Source organism: Terrilactibacillus laevilacticus (assembly GCF_006517395.1).
In the GTDB taxonomy this organism is placed as follows: domain Bacteria; phylum Bacillota; class Bacilli; order Bacillales; family Sporolactobacillaceae; genus Terrilactibacillus; species Terrilactibacillus laevilacticus.
The window spans coordinates 147132-167286 of the sequence record NZ_VDCY01000006.1 but is presented as its reverse complement, the minus strand read 5'-3'; the positions used below and the strand labels follow the sequence as shown (position 1 = coordinate 167286).

The following is a 20155-nucleotide window of genomic DNA, read 5'->3' as shown; positions in this document are numbered from 1 at the left end:
CCCCTCAAGATGAGATTTCCCATAACTTTAAGTTAGTAAGACCCCTTAGAGATGATGAGGTTGATAGGTCTGAGGTGGAAGCGTGGTGACACGCTTGAGCTGACAGATACTAATCGGTCGAGGACTTAACCAAGAAACTTCTGTTTAAAAGCAAGGAACGTCGGTTAAAGACGTCACGTCCTGTGACAACACCGATACTTGCATGATGTACGACGCACTTTCACTTTCAGTTTTGAAGGATTACCTTCATATGTCTAGTGGCAATAGCGAAGAGGTCACACCCGTTCCCATCTCGAACACGGAAGTTAAGCTCTTCAGCGCCGATGGTAATTGGGGGCTGTCCCCCTGTGAGAGTAGGACGTCGCTAGGCATTTTTTGTATATAATGAAATGATCATTCCACAGTAGCTCAGTGGTAGAGCAATCGGCTGTTAACCGATCGGTCGTAGGTTCGAATCCTACCTGTGGAGCCAATGCTTCCATAGCTCAGTAGGTAGAGCACTTCCATGGTAAGGAAGGGGTCATCGGTTCAAATCCGGTTGGAAGCTCTGTCTAGTGACAATGGCGAAGAGGTCACACCCGTTCCCATCTCGAACACGGAAGTTAAGCTCTTCAGCGCCGATGGTAATTGGGGGCTGTCCTCCTGTGAGAGTAGGACGTCGCTAGGCAAAGCGAGAGCAGTCAACTTAAGGTTGGCTGCTTTTTTGTACATAAAAAAACAAAATTGTTCTGGATTCAAGTGGAACGAGAATCGAGAATGCGGCAATAATAATAGATGTCTTGGTGATAGAATACTGTTGATCTAATTGTTAATGGTGGAGAAGATGTTTTTAGTAATCTGATCTTCCCTCACCTAAGTTCAGATTGATTAAGGTTGTAGACGGATGATCGTGTTCACTTAAAGTAAGAGCAACCAATAGGTCTCTATAATTAATTAAGGTTATTTTTTGAGTATCAATTGTTCAAACCACGACGGGAAGGATTAGAGAACATGATACCCAAGTGGTTTGATGAATTTGCTAAAATAAGAAGTAAACAAAGAATGGAATGTACAGTTCGAATGACTTTGAAAAACAACATTAAATACATTAGGTATCTTAAAAAATAAGCCATCATTAACCCAAATGGATACCAGGTTGATACTAGAGTGTTGGGAAATGTAATCTAACAAATATATATGTAAAAGGAGGAAAACTAAATGATTATTCCTATTAAAGACGGATTCACGATTTCAACTAATAAAAATGATTTAGATATTAATGTTATCTATAACTTTCTTCACAATGAAGCTTATTGGAGTAAAGGGATTCCAATGACTATTTTAGAAGATTCTATTCAGAATTCCATTTGTTTTGGTGTTTTTAATGGAAATCCTCAAGAAGGAAATGCAAAGCAAGTGGGATTTGCACGCCTTATAACCGATTTGGCTACTTTTGCTTACCTTGCAGATGTCTTCATTTTACCAAGCTATAGAGGTATAGGTCTCAGTAAATGTCTAGTGGAGCAGATTGTGAATTATTCAGGTATTAAAAATGTACGTAAAATTGTATTAGCCACTCTTGATGCCCATGATTTATATTCTAAGTATGGTTTTACCCCAGTAGATCCAGAAAGATATATGGAAATCAGCCACCCAAATATTTATATGCAAAAATAAAGTGAAGCTTCCCTCGCCGATTGTTAGTCTGACCAATCTAGCCTTTTTTTAGAATAGTTATCCTCTACAAAGGCACTTGATTATACTTTTAACCTTTTGAGATGGGGGTTTTACGGCCCATTAATGTGAGATAAAACTACGATTCTATAATCTTAATTACATATTTTCCTAAATTCTGATAGAATAGTAGTAAATAGATTAAGCAGGAGGGAGGCTTTTCGGTGCGTTTTAAAAAGTCAATCATTGTCTTTATTTCGTGTCTAATGGTTACTGTTTTTTTATACGGAATGTTTCCTTTACAAAATCAGGCCAATGCAATGTCAAAAAGTATTGCCCATGGGACTAGCACTTTAACTGTACGAAGTACCCCCAATGGCAAGTATATAGGTAAGTTAGCGAAGAATGAACCTTTTTATATTTATGGACAAACGGGTTCTTGGTATAAGATTATGTTTAATCATAAATATGCTTATACATACAAGACACATGTTTCAAAGAGTAAACCTCCATTGTGGTACAAAGGCTATGCTGGTTCGAGGCTAACGGTCTATGATATAAACACAAGTAAATCGGTGGGTACACTCCCTAAAAATGAACCGATAAATGTTTATGCCCAGCAGGGGAGTCAGCTTTCTATTGCTTATAAGACTGGTTATGCACATGTAAATGCGAAAAGTGTTAAAAAGGGTTCTCCCAAGGTATGGTATACAGGTTATGCAGCTGATCAATTGGTTGTACATGATCAATATAGTGATAAAGTTATTGGGACCCAATCTCTCGCTTCAAAAGTATCTGTATATGCACAGCAAGGGAATTGGTTAACGATTGGTTATAAGGGAAAATATGCACATACATATTATACTCATGTCTCGCGTTATTTGAAGAAAGGTATTGATATAGGAAATGCTCAGCACCTAAGGAACAATCCAATTATCGATTTTAAAAAAGTCAAGGCAGCGGGCTATGGCTTTGTTGCCATTAAGACAACTGGCGGACTACTCGATGTGAATCCGTATTTTCAAAAAGATTTAAAGGATGCTAATGCTGCGGGTCTTAAAACAAGTGTTTATCATATGTTTAATGCAACATCGACAGATAAAGCAAAGAAAGAAGCAGAGTACTTTGCTAGTAAGTTAAAAGGACAAAAAATTACAGGTTACGTTTTTGTTGATGTGGAATATGAAAATTTATTAAAACAAACAACGAGAGAAAATTTAACCTCCTACGTAAATACATTTTATCAACGATTGAATCAATTAGGATATAAAAAAATTGGCATTTACACGAGTACATCTATTCTACAATACGAATTGGATGAGAAGAAACTGAATAAAGGTATGTTATTATGGGTCGCGCGTTGGGGTAATACACTCGGACGTACAGCAAGCATGTGGCAATACACGAGTAAAGGAAAGGTCCCGGGCATTCAAGGAAATGTTGACATAGATGTCGCCTACACAAATAAAATTGGCGGTTGATTACTAAGCATGTGATCTTGATAAAATTCAAAAGACACCATCTCAGGTACTGCACCCCAAAAGCTAGAGTAAAAATCTAACTTTCGGGGGTTACTACCCGTGGTGTCTTTTTCATATCATGTATTGGTAAAAATGAACATCGCGATATGCATTAAATTTGTAACCTACTTCTTTAAAGCAGCCGATGTATATAAAACCAAACCTTTCATGAAGTTGAATGCTTCCCATATTACCACCGACGATACCTGAAATGACGGTATGATAGCCAAGTTCATGTGCACGCTGTAAAATTTCAGACATTAAGGCTTTTCCTATCCCCTGACGTCGATAACTTTCTGAAACATAGATCGATAATTCTACGGTTTGGGCATACGCTAATTTTTGCCGATAGGGGGATAAAGAACAATAGCCAACGACTTCATCGTTTATCTCTGCCACAATTAGCGGAAATCTGTCCCCGTGATGATCAAACCAAATTTTACGTTGTTCATAGGTTTGTTTGTCTAAATCAAATGTTGAAGTGAGTTTTACTATCGCGTCATTGTAAATACTGAGCATGGCAGGAAGGTCATCTAGTACGGCATCTCTTATTTTCAACAATATCACTTCCGTATTTTTATTAGATCAAGGGTGAACACTATCCATTCCTAGAGAACCGCATTGTACAGGATTCACCCAAATTCCGATTAAGTAAAAGCATATCATGGATTTAGATTTTAGGTAGTTTTTTTGAAATATAGAGCGGATTGTTGAAAGACACGTGCGGAAGGTATGAGCCTCCTACACTACAAGAAAAACAAAAGGCGACTGAAAAACCAATATTTTTAATAAAATTCCTTGTTTGTATCAGAAGAATACCGCGGGAAAGGTATTGGTCGTGGATTGATACAAGTAGTTTTTGACAATGCAAAAACACAAGTCATTCGTGAAGTATCTCCGAACGTCGATGTTGAAAATTTACGAGCATATGATTTATATAACAGGATGGGCTTTAAGTGCGTGTTCAAAAAGGTGGCAAATTAGAGGCAAGAAGGAAAAGAGCGGCGCTGTTTTGAGGACCGGCATTCCACATGACGTGGTAGCTTCAGGCGCCCGCCACAGGACGTGAGCGATTTTAGTTGAAGGTCCTCCTGTATCCCACTACATGAGGACCGGAAAAACAAGAGGGCGCCGAGATTCGCAGCTTATCATTTGGTGACTTTTTAAACAACTTCTTTAAGTTCACTGATGAAATAAAATTATATGATTTTGGTACAAACGCATGGTTAAAGATGTGTAAGAAAAGGACCTCTCGTATTGTAAAATGTCCTTTATAAAGGGTACATTTTATTGAACGAGGAGTCCTTTTGAATTAATCAAAGATATCGCCGAGCATATCCATAACTGATTTTTTCTTTTTTCTCTTTGGATATTTGTTATTATCATAATCTTGATGGTAATGTTTTTGATGATGATAATCGTCGTAATCATCATTATAGTTTTTATAATGGTGATCTTCGTTGTATTCAGGAGGACGATCATATCGTTGTCTATCTATATAGGGACCTTCTACATCGCTGACTTGTTTAAGAAGCTTATCTAATTCGCCTCGATCAAGCCATACTCCCTTACAATTTGGACAAACATCCACGAGAACATGGTTTTTATTGACTTCTTTCATCCGAACATCATCGCAAACTGGACAATAGATAAGAATCACTCCATTCTTTAATTTAGATAGTTTATTTACGATCAAAATTATAAAACGGTTTCATTAATTTATCGTGAATATACAAAAAATTAGCTTTATAGTGCGTGTTCAAAAAGGTGACAAACAAAAAGGGTTATTAGCTTTAAGTACGCTGGCATCCTGCAAGAAACGCCAGTACTAGCCCGTCCTGGGCGTCGGAGGCAAAGAGCGGCGCTGTTCCTTAGGACCGGCATTCCACAAGATGTGGTATCTTCACGTCAGCCACAGGACGTGAGCAATTTTAGCTAGAGATCCTCTTATATATACTACATGAGGACCGGAAAACAAGAGGACGCCGAGATTCGAACGATCATTTGGCGGCTTTTTGAACAAACTCTAATAGTTAAATTAATGGAATTCTAACATGGAGTTAACAGTACTTTTACATCATTTAGTTATACTCAAGGTAGAAAAAAGTAGGAGGTAGATGAAATGATTGATGATCGGGGTACTTTTTCTGAGAATGTAATGCTACAAAAGGAATCATCCCAAGCTAAACAATTGGAAATCATGAACATTAAACTCCGTAAGAAATTATTTATCACCAATGTGGTTCTTGGCATCACCATTACGCTTCTCGTCCACTTATGGCTTCAATAGATACCCTTCCTCAAATATGTTAATCCAATAAAATATAAATAACTTGTAACCGTACGCTTATGTAGGGTTTTATTTTTTGGTTAAATTTATAAGTGCCGTGTTTAAAAAGGTGACAAATAAAAAGGGTTACTGGCTAAGTACGCTGGCATCCTGCAAGAAACGCCAGTACTAGCCCGTCCTGGGCGTCGGAGGCTAAGAGCGGTGCAGTTCCTTAGGACCAGCATTCCACATGATGTGGTAGCTTCAGGCGCCAACTACACGTTGAGCGTTTTTGGCTGGAAATCCTCTTTATCCTCTACATGAGGATCGTACTAACAAATGGGCACCAAGATTCGCGTTATCATTTGGTGACTTTTTGATCAACCTCTATAAAGTAAAGGATCTAAAATCCCCTATTTTGGAAATAGACAACGAATGATATACTATTAACATTGAAAATAAAGTTAGGGAGTTGCTTATGCGTTTAATTTCAAGTGCTATTTTATTCATTTTGCTTTTGGCTGTTTTTTCTGGATGTTCAATTTGGACACGTTATTTTTCAGAGCCTCCTGAAAAATCAATTAAAACAACACAACAATTAGACACCCATGTAGAACAAAAATCCGAAACTGAAGATAAACCAAGTGTCAAAGTAACATCACAAAAAAATAACGATGGATTACCTGTTGTTGCTAACCCTGATAGTGTTTCAGTGCTTGTTAATAAACAATATGCATTACCAGATAATTATGCGCCTAAAGATTTAGTGTATCCGAATGTACCATTTCTATTTCAAAATAAAATAGAGAAAAGACAATTACGTAAACCAGCCGCAAAAGCGCTTGAAAAGTTGTTTGCAGGAGCAAAAAAGGACGGCATTGATTTGGCGGGAGTCTCCGGTTACCGTTCACATGCCACACAAACCGTTTTATTTAATAACTATGCAAAAAAGGATGGGAAAGAAAAAGCATTGATGTACAGTGCCTTACCAGGTACAAGTGAACACGAGACTGGGCTTTCCATTGATGTCTCGGGAATTGATGGAAAATATGCAGCGACTACCGCTTTTAACCACACGAAAGAAGCTAAATGGCTCATTAAGCATGCGAGTGACTATGGTTTCATTGTTCGTTATCCAGAGGGTAAAGAAAAAATAACGGGTTATGAATTTGAAGCGTGGCATATTCGATATGTTGGTGTAGCTATCTCAAAAGAGCTAGCTAAACATGGTTGGACCCTTGAAGAATATTACCATGCTGTTCCAGTATCAAAATAACAGGGCCGTGATCTGCATAGCATGATCGTTACCAATAATTATCGATAATACTTCTAAAAATGAAGGGTAATATATCTAATGTTCACATGATGTGAACCAAATAAGATTGCGGTGGTGGTTGTGTTGAATAAAGGAATAGGCTGGTTACCTATTATGGCAAGTATCGGTATTGGCGCTGTTGCTTATCAAATGATGAAACCGAACAACAAAATGGGTCAAGCAGTTAAAGGCCGTATTAATAAAATGATTGATCAAAAAGAATTGTTTCCAAATAGCTAATATGTTAAAAAAACGGAACCCTATTCGGGTTCCGTTATGAATATATACGCTTTATTTAGACATAAAAAGAAGCTCCTTAAGTCAAATCATGAATTTCTTTCTAAAAGCATAGGCATGTACTAGGGCCTGCTTTTAGGAGGAATGAAGAATGAATGATGATCAACGTAGAAGTATTATATATAATTCCATTGGTCTATTTATTATGTGTGTAAATATTATTGTTTTTTTTACGTTTGTCTACATTCTTCTTGATGTTTTTGATTTAGGAATTATTATTGATCATCATGATGCTTATTCTGAAATGCCATTGTGGGCGGATCATGCTTCACGAACGCTTTATTTTAGTGCGATTACCTTGCTTTCGGTAGGCTACGGGGATATCACGCCATTCGGATTATCTAGAGGGGTAGCGACGATAGAAGCGATTATTGGTTATATTTTACCTGCTGTCATCACTGTTCAATACATTAGCTTATTTCCTTTTAAATTTAAAAATAATAAAAAGTGATCAACGATGTAATAACCGTTTTTACTGACAAATAAAATGAAAGATTCGGAATATAAAAGCTTTTAAAGAATGGCTTTACAAGTTGGGACAAACTAGATATAATAAAAAACGTCGATTGGGGAGTTAAACGGCCCGTTGGTCAAGCGGTTAAGACACCGCCCTTTCACGGCGGTAACACGGGTTCGAATCCCGTACGGGTCACCAATACATATGGAGGATTAGCTCAGCTGGGAGAGCATCTGCCTTACAAGCAGAGGGTCGGCGGTTCGAGCCCGTCATCCTCCACCATATGCCGGTCTAGCTCAATTGGTAGAGCAACTGACTTGTAATCAGTAGGTTGGGGGTTCAAGTCCTCTGGCCGGCACCACCAATTTTGGAGGGATAGCGAAGTGGCTAAACGCGGCGGACTGTAAATCCGCTCTCTACGAGTTCGAAGGTTCGAATCCTTCTCCCTCCACCACTCAACAAATATATGAGCCATTAGCTCAGTTGGTAGAGCATCTGACTTTTAATCAGAGGGTCGGAGGTTCGAATCCTCCATGGCTCACTTTTACTTAGTACACGGATATTGCGGAACAGATACTGCTAAATTCTAGATGTCGTCGTCAACGGACGCATTTGATTCAATTCCCTTTACCGTATCCCATTTTAAAGGCGCGGAAGTAGTTCAGTGGTAGAACATCACCTTGCCAAGGTGGGGGTCGCGGGTTCGAATCCCGTCTTCCGCTCCAAAATTACATAAATAGTATGGGGCCTTAGCTCAGCTGGGAGAGCGCCTGCTTTGCACGCAGGAGGTCAGCGGTTCGATCCCGCTAGGCTCCACCATACATATGGAAAGCCAAAACGTAGACACCAGCTGTTTGCGTTTTTTTATTTTGGTTAAATTAAATGTAGATTCTTACCTTTCTTAAGTTATAATGGATTGAAAAAAAACGAAAGACAGATGATCTTTTTTAATTTATCCCGCCTTAACGGTTAGTAAGCTTTCCACTGATGGAAGTTTCACCTTTTCAAAGGCTACTTCGTGATTCTTTAAGAATGAAAAGGGTAAAAAGTCTAAAATTGTTTCATTTTTCCCCTTTTATATGAAAAAATTTGATAAAATTATTTTGAAACCTTTTAGTAGAGGCATCCGTATACAATATTGTTTCAAAAGAGAGGAACCGATGGAAGAAGATATTAATCGACTTATAAAGAAAATTAAAAAGGGAGATCATTTGGCATTTGCTGAAGTCGTGGATATGTATAAAAATGGCGTATACAACATCTGTTTGCGTATGGTTGGGAATAGACAAGAGGCTGAAGATTTATCCCAAGAAGCCTTTATTCGAGCTTACACGAAAATAGACAAGTATGATGTTGAACGCAAATTTTCAACATGGCTCTATCGCATTGCCACAAACCTCTCAATCGACTATTTACGAAAAAAGAAACCAAGCGTTTACCTAGATGCTGATTTGCCTGGTACTGAGGATTTTACATTAAAATCTCAACTAGCGGATGGTGAGCCACTGCCAGAGGAATCGATTGTTAATAGTGAAACCCAAGCACTCATTCAACAAGAGATTAATCAACTTCCTCTAAAATATCGTTCAGCCATCGTTCTAAAATATATTCAAGACATGAATTTAAAAGAAATCAGTGAAATATTGAACATACCTGTGGGAACAGTTAAAACAAGAATACATCGTGGACGAGAAGCACTACGGAAACGTTTGCGTCATGTCAATAAGGGGTGAACATCATTTGGCTTGTTCAGAAAGAATCATTCAGCTCATGCATAAAGTCTTGGATGGAGATGCAACAACCGATGAAGAAGATAAACTGATGAAGCATATTGAGACATGTGAGAGATGCCGCAAACACTATGAAGAGTTACAAACTTCAACTTCATTATTAGGCCAATTGCCACATCCGAACCCATCCCTTGGATTTACGGATTCGGTGAGGATGCGTCTCCCTTCAAATCGGAAACCATTGGTAGGCGGATGGTTTACTCGGCATCCTGTCATTGTGGCAGCTGCCATATTTATGATTCTTATGTCAGGGTATATTTTTTCAACTTGGAATGATAACTCGTTTCAAGCGACTGTAGACGGGAAGGGACATATCGCCTATCGGGGAAATACGGTCATTGTACCTAAAGATGAAGTAATTAACGGAGATCTTATTGTACAAAATGGAAAAGTGAAAATTGAGGGAAAAGTTAAAGGTGATGTCGTTCTCATCAATAGTCAATCTCTGCAAGCTTCGGCAGGACACGTAACGGGTGATATCGAGCAGATTAACAAACTGGTTTCTTGGGTTTGGTATCATATCAAGCATTTCTTTCAAATTATATTTTAGATAAATATTCAGTGCATCGTCTAGAGATGTTGAATAACGGAGAATTTATTTGTTCAATATGAATATTGGAAGAATTAAATACGCAAAATAAAGGAATATGAGTATAAGCTAAAATGGGTTGCTCTTTAAAGAGTAACTCATTTTTAAGTCATGACCGACATAGTATAATATTAGTCTTTCGAATAATGCTATATAGGTGGTTTTACATAAACGAAAAAAAGTTTAATCATCAGGTCATGGTATAAATAAAGTTTCATTTAGTCTTGTGATATAATGAATAGACAAGTTATATGAACCCCCCAGTTATCAGTTATCCTATTTGCTGCTTTTAAGAACTCATAATTAGTTCGAAAAAGTGCAAATAATAAGCAGCGAATCTCGGATGTTCGTTTTGATCGATTATCTTGATTGTTAATTGATGAACACATCCGAAGAGCATGGAAGTCTCCATATAAGTGGAAACCAGTTCATATCTGGCACCATCCTAATCTTCTTGCTCCTCATTCGGCTACTTTCACTTTGTAATAGATAATAACAGTTTTGAATTTTAGATAGCCTACTTGCATTATGAAAGATATACAAGTAATGAATTTGGAGGACGACAGCCATGTTTTCATGGGCGCATTTTAATATACTTAACTATTTAACTGACATCATTGATATTTTAGTTGTGACTTATGTTGTCTATAAACTGATTATGGTGATACGTGGAACCAAAGCTGTTCAATTAGCAAAGGGGATACTTGTCATCATTGTTGTCTGGTTCTTGAGTAGTTTCTTTGGTCTTAGAACTTTAGAGTGGATCACAAACAAAGCGATTACATGGGGATTACTTGCTATCATTATCATTTTCCAACCAGAATTACGCCGCGCACTTGAACAACTTGGCCGTGGAAGATTCTTTTCACGTGGGGTCGTTGCAGAAGAAGAAAAGCATAATCATACAATTGACGGTATTGTTAAAGCCTCATCCTATATGGCCAAGCGTCGTATAGGGGCCCTTATGTCTATAGAACGAAAAACTGGTTTAAATGATTATATCGAGACGGGCATTCCTTTAAATGCACATTTGACATCACAATTATTAATTAATGTTTTTATACCAAATACGCCGCTTCATGATGGTGCTGTTATCATTAGGGAAAATGAATTGATAGCCGCCGCGTGTTATTTACCACTGTCAGAAAGCCCTTTTATTTCAAAGGAACTCGGGACAAGACATCGCGCAGCCATGGGTGTAAGTGAAGTGACAGATAGTGTAACAGTTGTGGTTTCAGAGGAAACTGGAGGCATTTCTGTTACAAAAAATGGAGAACTATTTAGAGACATTACAGAAGATCGATTAAGAGAATTGCTCTCACAAGAATTAAATTCTGGAGTCAATAGTTCCTCACTATGGAATTGGAGAGGTAAGCACAATGGATAAATTGTTACGCAGTCCGTGGTTTGTAAGAGCCATATCACTATTTACTGCCATTCTATTGTATGCCTTTGTTTCATCAACGGAGCAGCCATCTAATGGAAGTCAGGCTAATCTATTAGGAGATAATCAGCAGTCTACATCGATGACAGAAAAGCTAGATGTAAAATTCGACTCCAATCGGTATGTTATTACCGGTGCTCCAGATTCTGTAAAGCTTGAAATAAAAGGTCCCAGTGATAAAATTTTAAAAGCAAAATTACTTAATTCTAAGTCTGCTTCGATTAATCTAACAGGAAAGAAAGCTGGAACTTATAATGTTAAAGTGGAAACGGATGGGTTTCCATCAGGTCTGAAAGTGGTTTCTGTACCTGATTCAATAACCGTCACTTTACAAAAAAAAGTAACCAAATCAATGCCTGCAAGTGTCGACATTCTTAATAAAAATGATGTCGCTAAAGGTTATGATATTGGTGATCCTGCGATTACACCTGATTCAGTAGATGTCACTGGTGGCGAGGATATGATCAATTCCATTGCTTTTATCAAGGGTGTTGTGAGTGTAGAAGGTCTTAACCAGACCGTTAACAAAAGTGTGACTCTAAATGCCTATGATGCAAATGGGAATCAATTGAATGTTGCGATCGATCCAGCGACTGTCAACGTTCAAGTGCCTATATTTAGTGTTTCTAAGAATTTACCTATAAAATTGATAGAACAAGGTAGCCCAGCTGATGGTTACCAAATTGATGGAATGGATCCTAACGTTAATAAAGTCACGATTTTTGCAGATAGAAGTATATTGGATAAGATAGACACCATTCCACCCATTGAAGTACCTGTTGATGGATTAACATCAGACAAAACAGACAAAGTTAATGTTCCGATTCCTAAGGGTGTTGAAAGTATAAGTCCGCAAACCATCAGTGTAGATGTTCAAGTTTCAAAATCGGATAATAATAAAAATAATGGTAGTAAAACGGAATCAGGGACAGAATCAACGGATAAGACCACATCAACAATGGATAGTGATTTATCTACAAAAGAATTTAATGCGGTGCCCATACAATTCAGTAGAGCCGATTCTACCAAGACATTGACATTTGAAAAACCTAGTAATAAGAAAATAGATGTAACCGTCACAGGTAAGAATGACGATTTAAAGAAATTAAGTTCTTCCGATATTACTGCAAGCATTGATGTTAGTGATTTAGATAATGGCGTTCACGAAGTGCCCATAAAATTAACAATGCCTAAAGGATTTGAAGGAAGCGCATTACCAAAATATGCGACCGTCAAGATATCTGATCATTCGTCTGACACATCAACGTGATATAAATAGATTATTTCACATAGATATTTAGGAACATGATATGAAGGAGAGATTGATAATGGTAAAGTATTTTGGAACGGATGGGGTAAGAGGAATAGCCAATAGTGAGCTTTCCCCAGAGCTTGCCTTTAAATTAGGGCGCTATGGTGGATATATCTTAACAAAAGAAAAGGAGCACCCTAAAGTGTTAGTTGGACGTGATACACGAATATCCGGCTATATGCTCGAAGGGGCGTTAGTGTCTGGGTTGCTTTCGATCGGAGTTGAAGTCATGCGTCTAGGTGTCATTTCTACACCTGGCGTTGCTTATTTAACAAAAGCGATGGATGCAGATGCCGGGGTCATGATATCGGCTTCTCATAATCCTGTTGCAGATAATGGGATTAAGTTTTTTGGTAGTGACGGTTATAAATTAACCGATGAAGAGGAACATGAAATTGAGGGTTTATTAGATAAGGAAGTCGATGATCTTCCGCGTCCAATAGGGCCAAATTTAGGCACGGTTACAGATTATTTTGAAGGTGGTCAAAAATATCTTCAATTCTTGAAACAAACGATTCAGGAAGATGACTTTAATGGTCTCACGATTGCTTTAGATTGTGCAAATGGATCAACATCATCACTTGCCCCGCATCTCTTTGCTGATTTAGAGGCAGATATTGTCACGATTGGAGCAGCTCCAAATGGTACGAATATTAACGATGGTGTCGGCTCTACGCATCCAGAAGGATTAAGTGACTTTGTTAAAGAAAAAGGTGCAGATATTGGTTTAGCCTTTGATGGTGATGGAGACAGACTTATTGCCGTTGATGAAGAGGGAAACATCATCGATGGGGATCAAATTATGTTTATTTGCGCTAAATATTTAAAGTCACAAGGGCAGCTTAATAAAAATACTCTCGTAACGACGGTCATGAGTAACATCGGTCTCTATAAAGCTCTTGAGGCAGAAAATATTGAATCAAAACAAACGGCCGTTGGTGATCGTTACGTGATGGAAGAAATGCGTTCAGGCGGATATTCACTTGGCGGAGAACAATCTGGACATATTATCTTTCTAGATCACATTACAACGGGTGACGGAATGCTCACGGCCTTGCAAATTGTCAGCATTATGAAAGCCACTGGTAAGAAACTATCTGAACTTGCATCAATGAAAACTTTCCCACAAAAATTAGTTAATGTACAGGTGAAAGATAAATATCATGTGACGGAAAATGATCAAGTCGCTCGTGTAATAAAAGATGTAGAAGAAGAAATGTCAGGGCAAGGACGCATCCTTGTTCGTCCATCTGGAACGGAACCTTTAGTTCGTATCATGGCCGAGGCACCGAATGAGGAAGACTGCGCTCGCTATGTTGATAAAATTGTGGCCGTTGTTGAAGAAGAACTAGGTACTAAAACGAACTAAATAGATCCATATAAACTCGTTTCTAAAATATATGCGCACAGGTCACGAAACATGCCTTGAGCGCATATATTTTATATTAAGAACAGTCAACAGATGCGTTTAGGTTAATAGAAATGAATACGAAAGTCATGACTTTTTAAAACGAATTGGATCGAAAACGGATAAATGATGAATTAGAATAGGACATTTAGGGAATAAGAAAATGATTGACAAGGATAGTCCCTTTCGAATAGAATTTATCTTGAGTCTAGAATGGAAAGGTAGGGTCGACAAGTTCATATAAAGCGCCAGAACTATTCCACAGATCGGAGAAGGGAATAGTTGACGAGGAAGAGGTTTATCGAGCGTTCGGCGGATACCTCTCGGGATACTCACACCCGATAGTCTTATACAAACCAGAAGGGCGACCTTTTGTACAAAAGTAAGACGTGAGATTGATAAGAGGAGTCAAAAAGGAGAACAATACGATCAAAGGGATCAATTGTTGACTTTTAATGAAGCCTTAAAAATACTAAAACAAGTGGGGTAAGAAAATTGCCCCCGGTGGTTTTCTTACCCTACAAGGGGGAAATCCATATGTGCGGAATCGTCGGTTATATTGGAAACAAAGAGGCTAAGCCAATTCTATTAGAAGGACTGCGTAAGCTTGAATATCGCGGATATGACTCAGCAGGTATTGCGCTTGCCAACTTAGATGGTGTCCATATCTATAAAGAAAAAGGACGTATTGCGGCTTTAGCTGATCGGATAGATCAAGAAACATTTGCTACGATGGGTATTGGGCATACTCGTTGGGCAACACATGGTAAACCAAATAGAGAAAACGCGCATCCACATCAAAGTGCGTCTGGCCGTTTTTCGCTTGTTCACAACGGTGTCATTGATAACTATGAAGCGCTCCGAGATGAGTATCTCAATAACGTGACACTTCAAAGTGAAACGGATACTGAAGTAATTGTTCAAATGATTGAACAATTTGTCAATGATAGCATGACGGTCGAGGAAGCTCTTCGCCGCACTCTTAGTCTCGTACACGGTTCATATGCCATTGCACTTATTGACAGTGAAGATGCAGAAACCATCTATGTTGGTAAAAACAAAAGTCCTTTATTAGTGGGTCAAGGCGACGGTTTTAATGTTGTTGCAAGTGACGCTATGGCAATGCTACAAGTGACGAACCAGTTCTTTGAAATTATGGATGAAGAAATTGTTATTGTAAAAAAGGAATCCATAACGATCAAGAATTTGCAAGGTGACGTTCAAGTTAGAGAGCCATTCACAGCGGAACTCGATGCCAGCGACATTGAAAAAGGAACTTATCCACATTATATGTTAAAAGAAATTGATGAACAGCCAGCTGTTATGCGGAATATCATCACAGCTTATCAAGGCGTAAACGGGAAAATCGAACTTGACCAGGACATTCGTGACGCCGTCAAAAATGCAGATCGTTTGTACATCATAGCATGCGGCACAAGTTTTCATGCTGGTCTAGTTGGTAAACAACTGCTCGAGAGAATCGCAAAGGTACCAACGGAAGTTCATATTGCGAGTGAATTCTCATACAATATGCCGCTCTTGTCTGAAAAACCACTCTTTATCTTTATTTCTCAAAGTGGTGAAACAGCAGACAGCCGTTCGGTTCTTGTCCAAGTGAAAAAATTGGGCTACCCAACGATTACGTTAACCAATGTCCAAGGATCGACGCTTTCTCGTGAAGCCGATCATACGCTTCTCTTACATGCAGGTCCAGAAATTGCTGTAGCTTCAACTAAAGCTTACACAGCACAGATTGCCGTTCTTACGCTACTCGCTGTTGATATCGCAACAAGTAAAGGCCTTCATCATGACTTTGATGTCATTCACGAATTAAGCTTGGTTGCTCAAGCCATGGAAGTTCTCGTCGATCAAAAAGAATTAATGGAGCACTTAGCTCATAACTACTTTGAAACAACGCGTAATGCCTTCTACATCGGACGTAGCACAGACTACTATGTATGTATGGAAGCGGCTCTCAAACTTAAAGAAATTTCGTACATTCAAGCAGAGGGTTTCGCCGGCGGAGAACTTAAACACGGTACGATTGCTTTGATTGAAGAAGGCACGCCAGTCATTGCTTTAGCTACCCAAAGCCATGTCAATGGAAGCATACGCTCCAATCTTAAAGAAGTAGCTGCCCGAGGTGCGAACACATGCATCATCAGCATGGAAAGCACCGCTGAAGACGACGACCAAATCATATTACCAGAGGTACACGAATACCTCACACCACTTGTTGCCGCAATACCTGTGCAATTGCTTGCTTACTATGCCGCATTGCAAAGAGACTGCGATGTAGATAAACCAAGAAACCTTGCGAAGTCGGTTACGGTTGAGTGAAGGAAAGATTAAGGGATTAAATGATTGTTGATTTGAAATAAAGTCACGATGTTTTAAAAAAGTTGTGAAGTATTACCCCTTTAGATATGGATTATCTAAAGGGGTATTCTTATAGTGAAAGGAAAAGTATTTCTGAACCAAAAGGTGTATTAGAGAATTGTTGAGTAACAATAGAGTTGTTCAGCAATCGAGCTGTTTCCGTCAAACATAAACGGTAAACGGTCAAACAACTTGTAAAATGGTCAAACATAAACGGTAAATAGCACGAGTGAAAATCGGAGCAACTCTCCAGTTTTCCTCGTGTTTTTTGTTTCTAAAAAGCTATGTAGCTGTAACTTTCTTGGTTTCCACGCTACAAAGTTGGTACCCGCTGTTACATAGTCGGTATCAGACCAGCAGGGACACCAATGCCTGTAATCACCCGAATACGAACACTCTTTTTGTTCTTACGGATAACTTCATATAGGGCATAACTATCCGCATAAGGTTCTCGGATATAACGGCCTTTTAGGATTCCTTGTGCTTTACTTTCCTGATCTTTTTGTTCCACTTTTTCCCGGTTCTTTTCGATTTCTTCTAACCACTTATTAACGTCCATTTTTCTTCTCTCCTTTTTCTGCTATTGAAATAAATAATGGTATGTGAGGTTATGCTTTTACCTCAAAATGTGAATGTTTCTTTTCCGTATAGAGATATTGAGCCATCGCCTTTTCATAGTCGGGCTTTTCCTCAATCGTTTCTCCATCCAATGAATGAACGGGTTAAGAACATAAGGAACACAAGCATTCTTCTTGGAACCTTGTCCTTCTTGATAAGAAGATAAGCTCTTCTTCAAATGCCCTTTAAAGCTGGAAGTTTCCTTTTTCTTTTTGTGGAGACGAACAGGCTGTACCTTGTTAACAGGTTGAATCATCTTGAGTTCTCTCATTAAAGAACCTATCAACTTTCTTCACCTCTTTTGGATATAGCTGAATCGCTATTCTAGTTTTCTATTGACCTCTTATACTAATAAGTTGCGTTTCATTTCATTCTCTCTTTCTGATAAAACGCCATTGACTATTGGAAATATATAAGGTAAACCGTCTATAATAATGAGTAATGTAAAAACAAGGTAAGTCGTTAAAGACTTGAGAGGGAGAGGAAAGAAGATGTTGAAAAAGGTATTCGTAACTCTTGTTGCAATGTTAGTTTTATTTATGGGGATTCAAATGAGTGAACCCGCTCATGCTGCTACTAGCAAAACAAAATATGTAACGGCTAGTGCATTAAATGTAAGAACGGGTCCAAGTACGCATTACAGAGTGGTGACAACGATTAAGAAGAATCAATCTGTCAGAGTCACAGAGACAAAAGGTTCTTGGGATAGAATTACGGTTGGAAGTAAAACTGGTTGGGCATCAAACAAATATCTCACTACGAGAAATCTACATCCGCCTAAAAAACCAACTAAAGTTCCTACTAAAAAAGCGGTGGTAGTTAAAACTGCAGTGAAATCAGCAGCTACCAAAACGACAACCATGTATGTCACAGCAAGGTCTTTGAATGTCCGTACTGGTCCAAGCACAAGATACCGTGTCGTAACGACTGTTAAGAAAAACCAAGCAGTTAGCGTTATTTCAAAAGGTTCTTGGGACAAAATCAAAGTTGGAAGTAAAACAGGCTATGTTTCTGCAAAGTATCTAACCACTAGAAAACCAGCAGCTCCAAAAGCTCCAACAAACTATGCTGCGAAGTTGAAGACAGTAGGAAGCAACAAACAGTTAATCCTCGTCACAGCTAATGGTTACAATACAAGCTATGCCCAAATTCACACATATGAGAAGAATTCCAAAGGCCAATGGATTCCTGTTCTAAGCACAACAGGCTATATTGGTAAATACGGATTTGCGACTCAATCTAAAATGAGTGAAGGCGGCAAACGTTCTCCAATTGGTAAATACACCATTGGAACTGCTTTTGGACGTTATAACAATCCAGGAACAAAATTGCATTATAGAAAAACAACGACTGATGATGTTTGGGTAGATGACTCACGTTCTCGCCTATATAACACATGGCAATCAAAACGTAGAACAAGAGGTCAATGGAGAAGTGCTGAAAATATGTATGTTTCAGCCTACAATTACGGTTTCGTTATCAACTACAACACGAAACGTACTCCGTACAAAGGTAGTGCAATCTTCTTCCATGTGGCTACTGGTAACTACCATTACACACTTGGATGTACGGCTACTTCTCAAACCAATGTTGTCAAAATCCTAAAATGGTTGGATCCTAAAAAGAATCCAGTTATCATTCAAACTCCTACTCAGGAGCTATACAAATACTAATTCTCTATCAGGGAATGCAAAGAGCCAACAGAACTTTCTGTTGGCTTTTTTGTTTTGCTCTTTTCTCTTTGAAGTGGCGTTCATCACTTTATTGACTGTGGATAATAGTTTTACAGGAACGGCATAGAATAACAGGAATTCAAAAAAATAGGCAAGTCAAATTAGACTTTTATAACAAGAAGGGAAGAAGAGAAATGAATAAGAATAAGAAAATTTGGGTGAGTGTGTCTGCGATTGTCGTAGTCATCGCATTAGCTTTAGTATTTGGATTAACTACTAATCATGCGGAGAAAACTTCAGCCGCATCTTCTAATCACGAAACAAAAGCCGTAAAGAAAACAGCTATAAGGAAAAAACTGTTGCGAAAGCGGGAATCAAGGAAGAACCGGCAGCCACAACACTATGTATGGAACCATTATTCAACCGTCAATCGAGTAGTTGTTTCAGTATCAAATCAATAAAATTCAGGCTGTATCCAGTAGCGATCCAGTCTTTCTTTTTTGTTCAATATGCCCTCAATCCCTTGCCCAATAAGGGTTTCAGGAATCCTTATTCCGTTTTTCCTGTTTCTAATCGGTTGTTTTCCCCACTGGATAACCCGTAGGGTTTCGGTTCTTTTTCAGGCGTTTCCCAACTGTAACACCATCCCAAAATTGCTACATTTCAAGTCTTTTCTCCTGATTTTCTCTTCATTCCGTTCCCGTTCAGGGAACAACTATTTTACATAGGCGGAATATTCTGCACAACCCAGAGTGGAGAAAAGAGGGGATAATCGAGAAAAGACGGGCCTTTGAGGGAAGAACTTTTTAGCAGTCAAAAGAAGGGGGAAAGAGGGTGTGGAGCCTTGGGGGATAAGGGTTTGAAGGGGATATAGGGAAGGCAGGTGGCGGGAACGGACTTTTTTACAGCTATATAGCAACAAGCACATGGTTTTGACAAATGCTTGCTCAAATGATACTATAAACATAACATAACGTTAACGTAACGTTTGGGGGATGAGCGATGAATGGCCGCATGCGGATAGGTGAATTGACGGAACGAGCCGGAGTGACTCCGCGCACCGTTCGATATTATGAAAGCATTGGATTGATCCCTCCAGGAGAGCGTGAAGGCCAAGGGCAGCACTATTACACAGAGGAGACACTCGCACGCCTAAGGAAAATTAACCAGTTAAAGAAGCTTAGACTCAGCCTTGATGAAATTCGGGACGTTATCGATCTCTATTTCATTGATCCTAGTGGCGTACAGGCTAAACAGAAAGTGCTCGTTGTTCTGCGCCAACATCTCGCTGAAGCAGATCAGAAGATCAGAGAGTACCAGCAATTTCGTGCTGAGTTAGAGGATCATATTGAACGTTTTGAGCGCTGGTTAGAAGAAAAAAAACCTCGATAGGTTTTTTTTACCCAAAACATAACGTTAACGTAATGTTTT

19 protein-coding genes, 9 tRNA genes and 3 rRNA genes are annotated in these 20155 nt (G+C 38.8%); 28 read left to right on the top strand and 3 right to left on the bottom strand.

Annotated features, from left to right (window positions below; translation table 11 throughout):
* The 7 genes from FG390_RS09390 to FG390_RS09360 form a co-directional block, all read left to right on the top strand.
* A 23S ribosomal RNA gene (locus FG390_RS09390) occupies positions 1-133 on the top strand; the annotation flags it as partial.
* Between the two features lie 120 nt (positions 134-253).
* A 5S ribosomal RNA gene (gene rrf / locus FG390_RS09385) occupies positions 254-370 on the top strand.
* A gap of 27 nt (positions 371-397) precedes the next feature.
* Positions 398-472, top strand: a tRNA-Asn gene (locus FG390_RS09380).
* A 2-nt stretch (positions 473-474) separates the two neighbouring features.
* Positions 475-547 (top strand) — tRNA-Thr (locus FG390_RS09375).
* A gap of 3 nt (positions 548-550) precedes the next feature.
* Positions 551-667: ribosomal RNA gene (gene rrf / locus FG390_RS09370) — 5S ribosomal RNA — on the top strand.
* Positions 668-1197: 530 nt separating this feature from the next.
* Positions 1198-1656 (top strand): GNAT family N-acetyltransferase, encoded by a 459-nt coding sequence (locus tag FG390_RS09365; RefSeq protein ID WP_141190779.1) that lies wholly within the window; start codon positions 1198-1200, stop codon positions 1654-1656.
* Positions 1657-1877: 221 nt separating this feature from the next.
* Positions 1878-3134, top strand: coding sequence for a GH25 family lysozyme (locus FG390_RS09360; protein ID WP_141190778.1), 1257 nt, complete (start codon positions 1878-1880; stop codon positions 3132-3134).
* A gap of 111 nt (positions 3135-3245) precedes the next feature.
* On the opposite strand, the gene FG390_RS09355 is transcribed toward FG390_RS09360, so the two are convergent.
* Complete coding sequence (locus FG390_RS09355; protein WP_373681544.1) at positions 3246-3740, bottom strand: GNAT family N-acetyltransferase; 495 nt, start codon at positions 3738-3740, stop codon at positions 3246-3248.
* Between the two features lie 231 nt (positions 3741-3971).
* On the opposite strand from FG390_RS09355, the gene FG390_RS16240 reads away from it, so the two are divergent.
* The gene (locus tag FG390_RS16240) at positions 3972-4157 is read left to right on the top strand and encodes a GNAT family N-acetyltransferase (protein ID WP_141190776.1); all 186 of its coding nucleotides are present in this window, start codon (positions 3972-3974) and stop codon (positions 4155-4157) included.
* Between the two features lie 328 nt (positions 4158-4485).
* On the opposite strand, the gene FG390_RS09345 is transcribed toward FG390_RS16240, so the two are convergent.
* Positions 4486-4824, bottom strand: coding sequence for a TFIIB-type zinc ribbon-containing protein (locus tag FG390_RS09345; protein ID WP_141190789.1), 339 nt, complete (start codon positions 4822-4824; stop codon positions 4486-4488).
* A 471-nt stretch (positions 4825-5295) separates the two neighbouring features.
* Between FG390_RS09345 and FG390_RS15775 the strand changes: the two genes are divergently transcribed.
* From FG390_RS15775 to glmS, 17 genes are all read left to right on the top strand, one after another.
* The gene (locus FG390_RS15775; RefSeq protein WP_181406445.1) at positions 5296-5463 is read left to right on the top strand and encodes a hypothetical protein; all 168 of its coding nucleotides are present in this window, start codon (positions 5296-5298) and stop codon (positions 5461-5463) included.
* A gap of 457 nt (positions 5464-5920) precedes the next feature.
* On the top strand, positions 5921-6718 hold the full coding sequence (locus FG390_RS09340; RefSeq protein WP_141190775.1) for a M15 family metallopeptidase: 798 nt from the start codon (positions 5921-5923) through the stop codon (positions 6716-6718).
* Between the two features lie 123 nt (positions 6719-6841).
* Complete coding sequence (locus tag FG390_RS15770) at positions 6842-6997, top strand: hypothetical protein (RefSeq protein WP_181406444.1); 156 nt, start codon at positions 6842-6844, stop codon at positions 6995-6997.
* A 148-nt stretch (positions 6998-7145) separates the two neighbouring features.
* Entirely contained in the window at positions 7146-7505 is a 360-nt protein-coding gene (locus tag FG390_RS09335) for an ion channel (protein WP_141190774.1), read from the top strand.
* A gap of 129 nt (positions 7506-7634) precedes the next feature.
* Positions 7635-7709: transfer RNA gene (locus FG390_RS09330), tRNA-Glu, on the top strand.
* 8 nt (positions 7710-7717) lie between these two features.
* Positions 7718-7793: transfer RNA gene (locus tag FG390_RS09325), tRNA-Val, on the top strand.
* 3 nt (positions 7794-7796) lie between these two features.
* Positions 7797-7872, top strand: a tRNA-Thr gene (locus FG390_RS09320).
* Between the two features lie 8 nt (positions 7873-7880).
* A tRNA-Tyr gene (locus FG390_RS09315) sits at positions 7881-7965 on the top strand.
* A 14-nt stretch (positions 7966-7979) separates the two neighbouring features.
* Positions 7980-8052, top strand: a tRNA-Lys gene (locus FG390_RS09310).
* 109 nt (positions 8053-8161) lie between these two features.
* Positions 8162-8236: transfer RNA gene (locus FG390_RS09305), tRNA-Gly, on the top strand.
* 18 nt (positions 8237-8254) lie between these two features.
* Positions 8255-8330: transfer RNA gene (locus tag FG390_RS09300), tRNA-Ala, on the top strand.
* Positions 8331-8671: 341 nt separating this feature from the next.
* Positions 8672-9244, top strand: a complete 573-nt coding sequence (gene sigW / locus FG390_RS09295) for an RNA polymerase sigma factor SigW (RefSeq protein WP_141190773.1) — start codon at positions 8672-8674, stop codon at positions 9242-9244.
* 7 nt (positions 9245-9251) lie between these two features.
* Complete coding sequence (locus tag FG390_RS09290) at positions 9252-9851, top strand: zf-HC2 domain-containing protein (protein WP_181406443.1); 600 nt, start codon at positions 9252-9254, stop codon at positions 9849-9851.
* 607 nt (positions 9852-10458) lie between these two features.
* Positions 10459-11277 (top strand): diadenylate cyclase CdaA, encoded by an 819-nt coding sequence (gene cdaA / locus FG390_RS09285; RefSeq protein WP_141190771.1) that lies wholly within the window; start codon positions 10459-10461, stop codon positions 11275-11277.
* The gene (locus FG390_RS09280; protein WP_141190770.1) at positions 11270-12604 is read left to right on the top strand and encodes a CdaR family protein; all 1335 of its coding nucleotides are present in this window, start codon (positions 11270-11272) and stop codon (positions 12602-12604) included. The genes cdaA and FG390_RS09280 overlap by 8 nt, the downstream gene beginning before the upstream one ends.
* Before the next feature lie 58 nt (positions 12605-12662).
* Positions 12663-14015 (top strand): phosphoglucosamine mutase, encoded by a 1353-nt coding sequence (gene glmM / locus FG390_RS09275; RefSeq protein WP_141190769.1) that lies wholly within the window; start codon positions 12663-12665, stop codon positions 14013-14015.
* A 576-nt stretch (positions 14016-14591) separates the two neighbouring features.
* Entirely contained in the window at positions 14592-16394 is a 1803-nt protein-coding gene (gene glmS / locus FG390_RS09270; RefSeq protein WP_141190768.1) for a glutamine--fructose-6-phosphate transaminase (isomerizing), read from the top strand.
* Between the two features lie 373 nt (positions 16395-16767).
* Here the strand turns inward: glmS and FG390_RS09265 are convergent, their stop codons facing one another.
* Positions 16768-16992 carry a hypothetical protein gene (locus FG390_RS09265; protein WP_141190767.1) on the bottom strand — a complete coding sequence of 75 codons (225 nt, stop codon included), beginning with the start codon at positions 16990-16992 and terminating at the stop codon, positions 16768-16770.
* A 550-nt stretch (positions 16993-17542) separates the two neighbouring features.
* Between FG390_RS09265 and FG390_RS09260 the strand changes: the two genes are divergently transcribed.
* From FG390_RS09260 to FG390_RS09250, 3 genes are all read left to right on the top strand, one after another.
* Positions 17543-18724 (top strand): SH3 domain-containing protein, encoded by a 1182-nt coding sequence (locus tag FG390_RS09260; protein ID WP_141190766.1) that lies wholly within the window; start codon positions 17543-17545, stop codon positions 18722-18724.
* A gap of 194 nt (positions 18725-18918) precedes the next feature.
* On the top strand, positions 18919-19185 hold the full coding sequence (locus FG390_RS09255; RefSeq protein ID WP_141190765.1) for a hypothetical protein: 267 nt from the start codon (positions 18919-18921) through the stop codon (positions 19183-19185).
* 541 nt (positions 19186-19726) lie between these two features.
* The gene (locus tag FG390_RS09250; protein ID WP_141190764.1) at positions 19727-20116 is read left to right on the top strand and encodes a MerR family transcriptional regulator; all 390 of its coding nucleotides are present in this window, start codon (positions 19727-19729) and stop codon (positions 20114-20116) included.
* Positions 20117-20155: the final 39 nt, after the last annotated feature.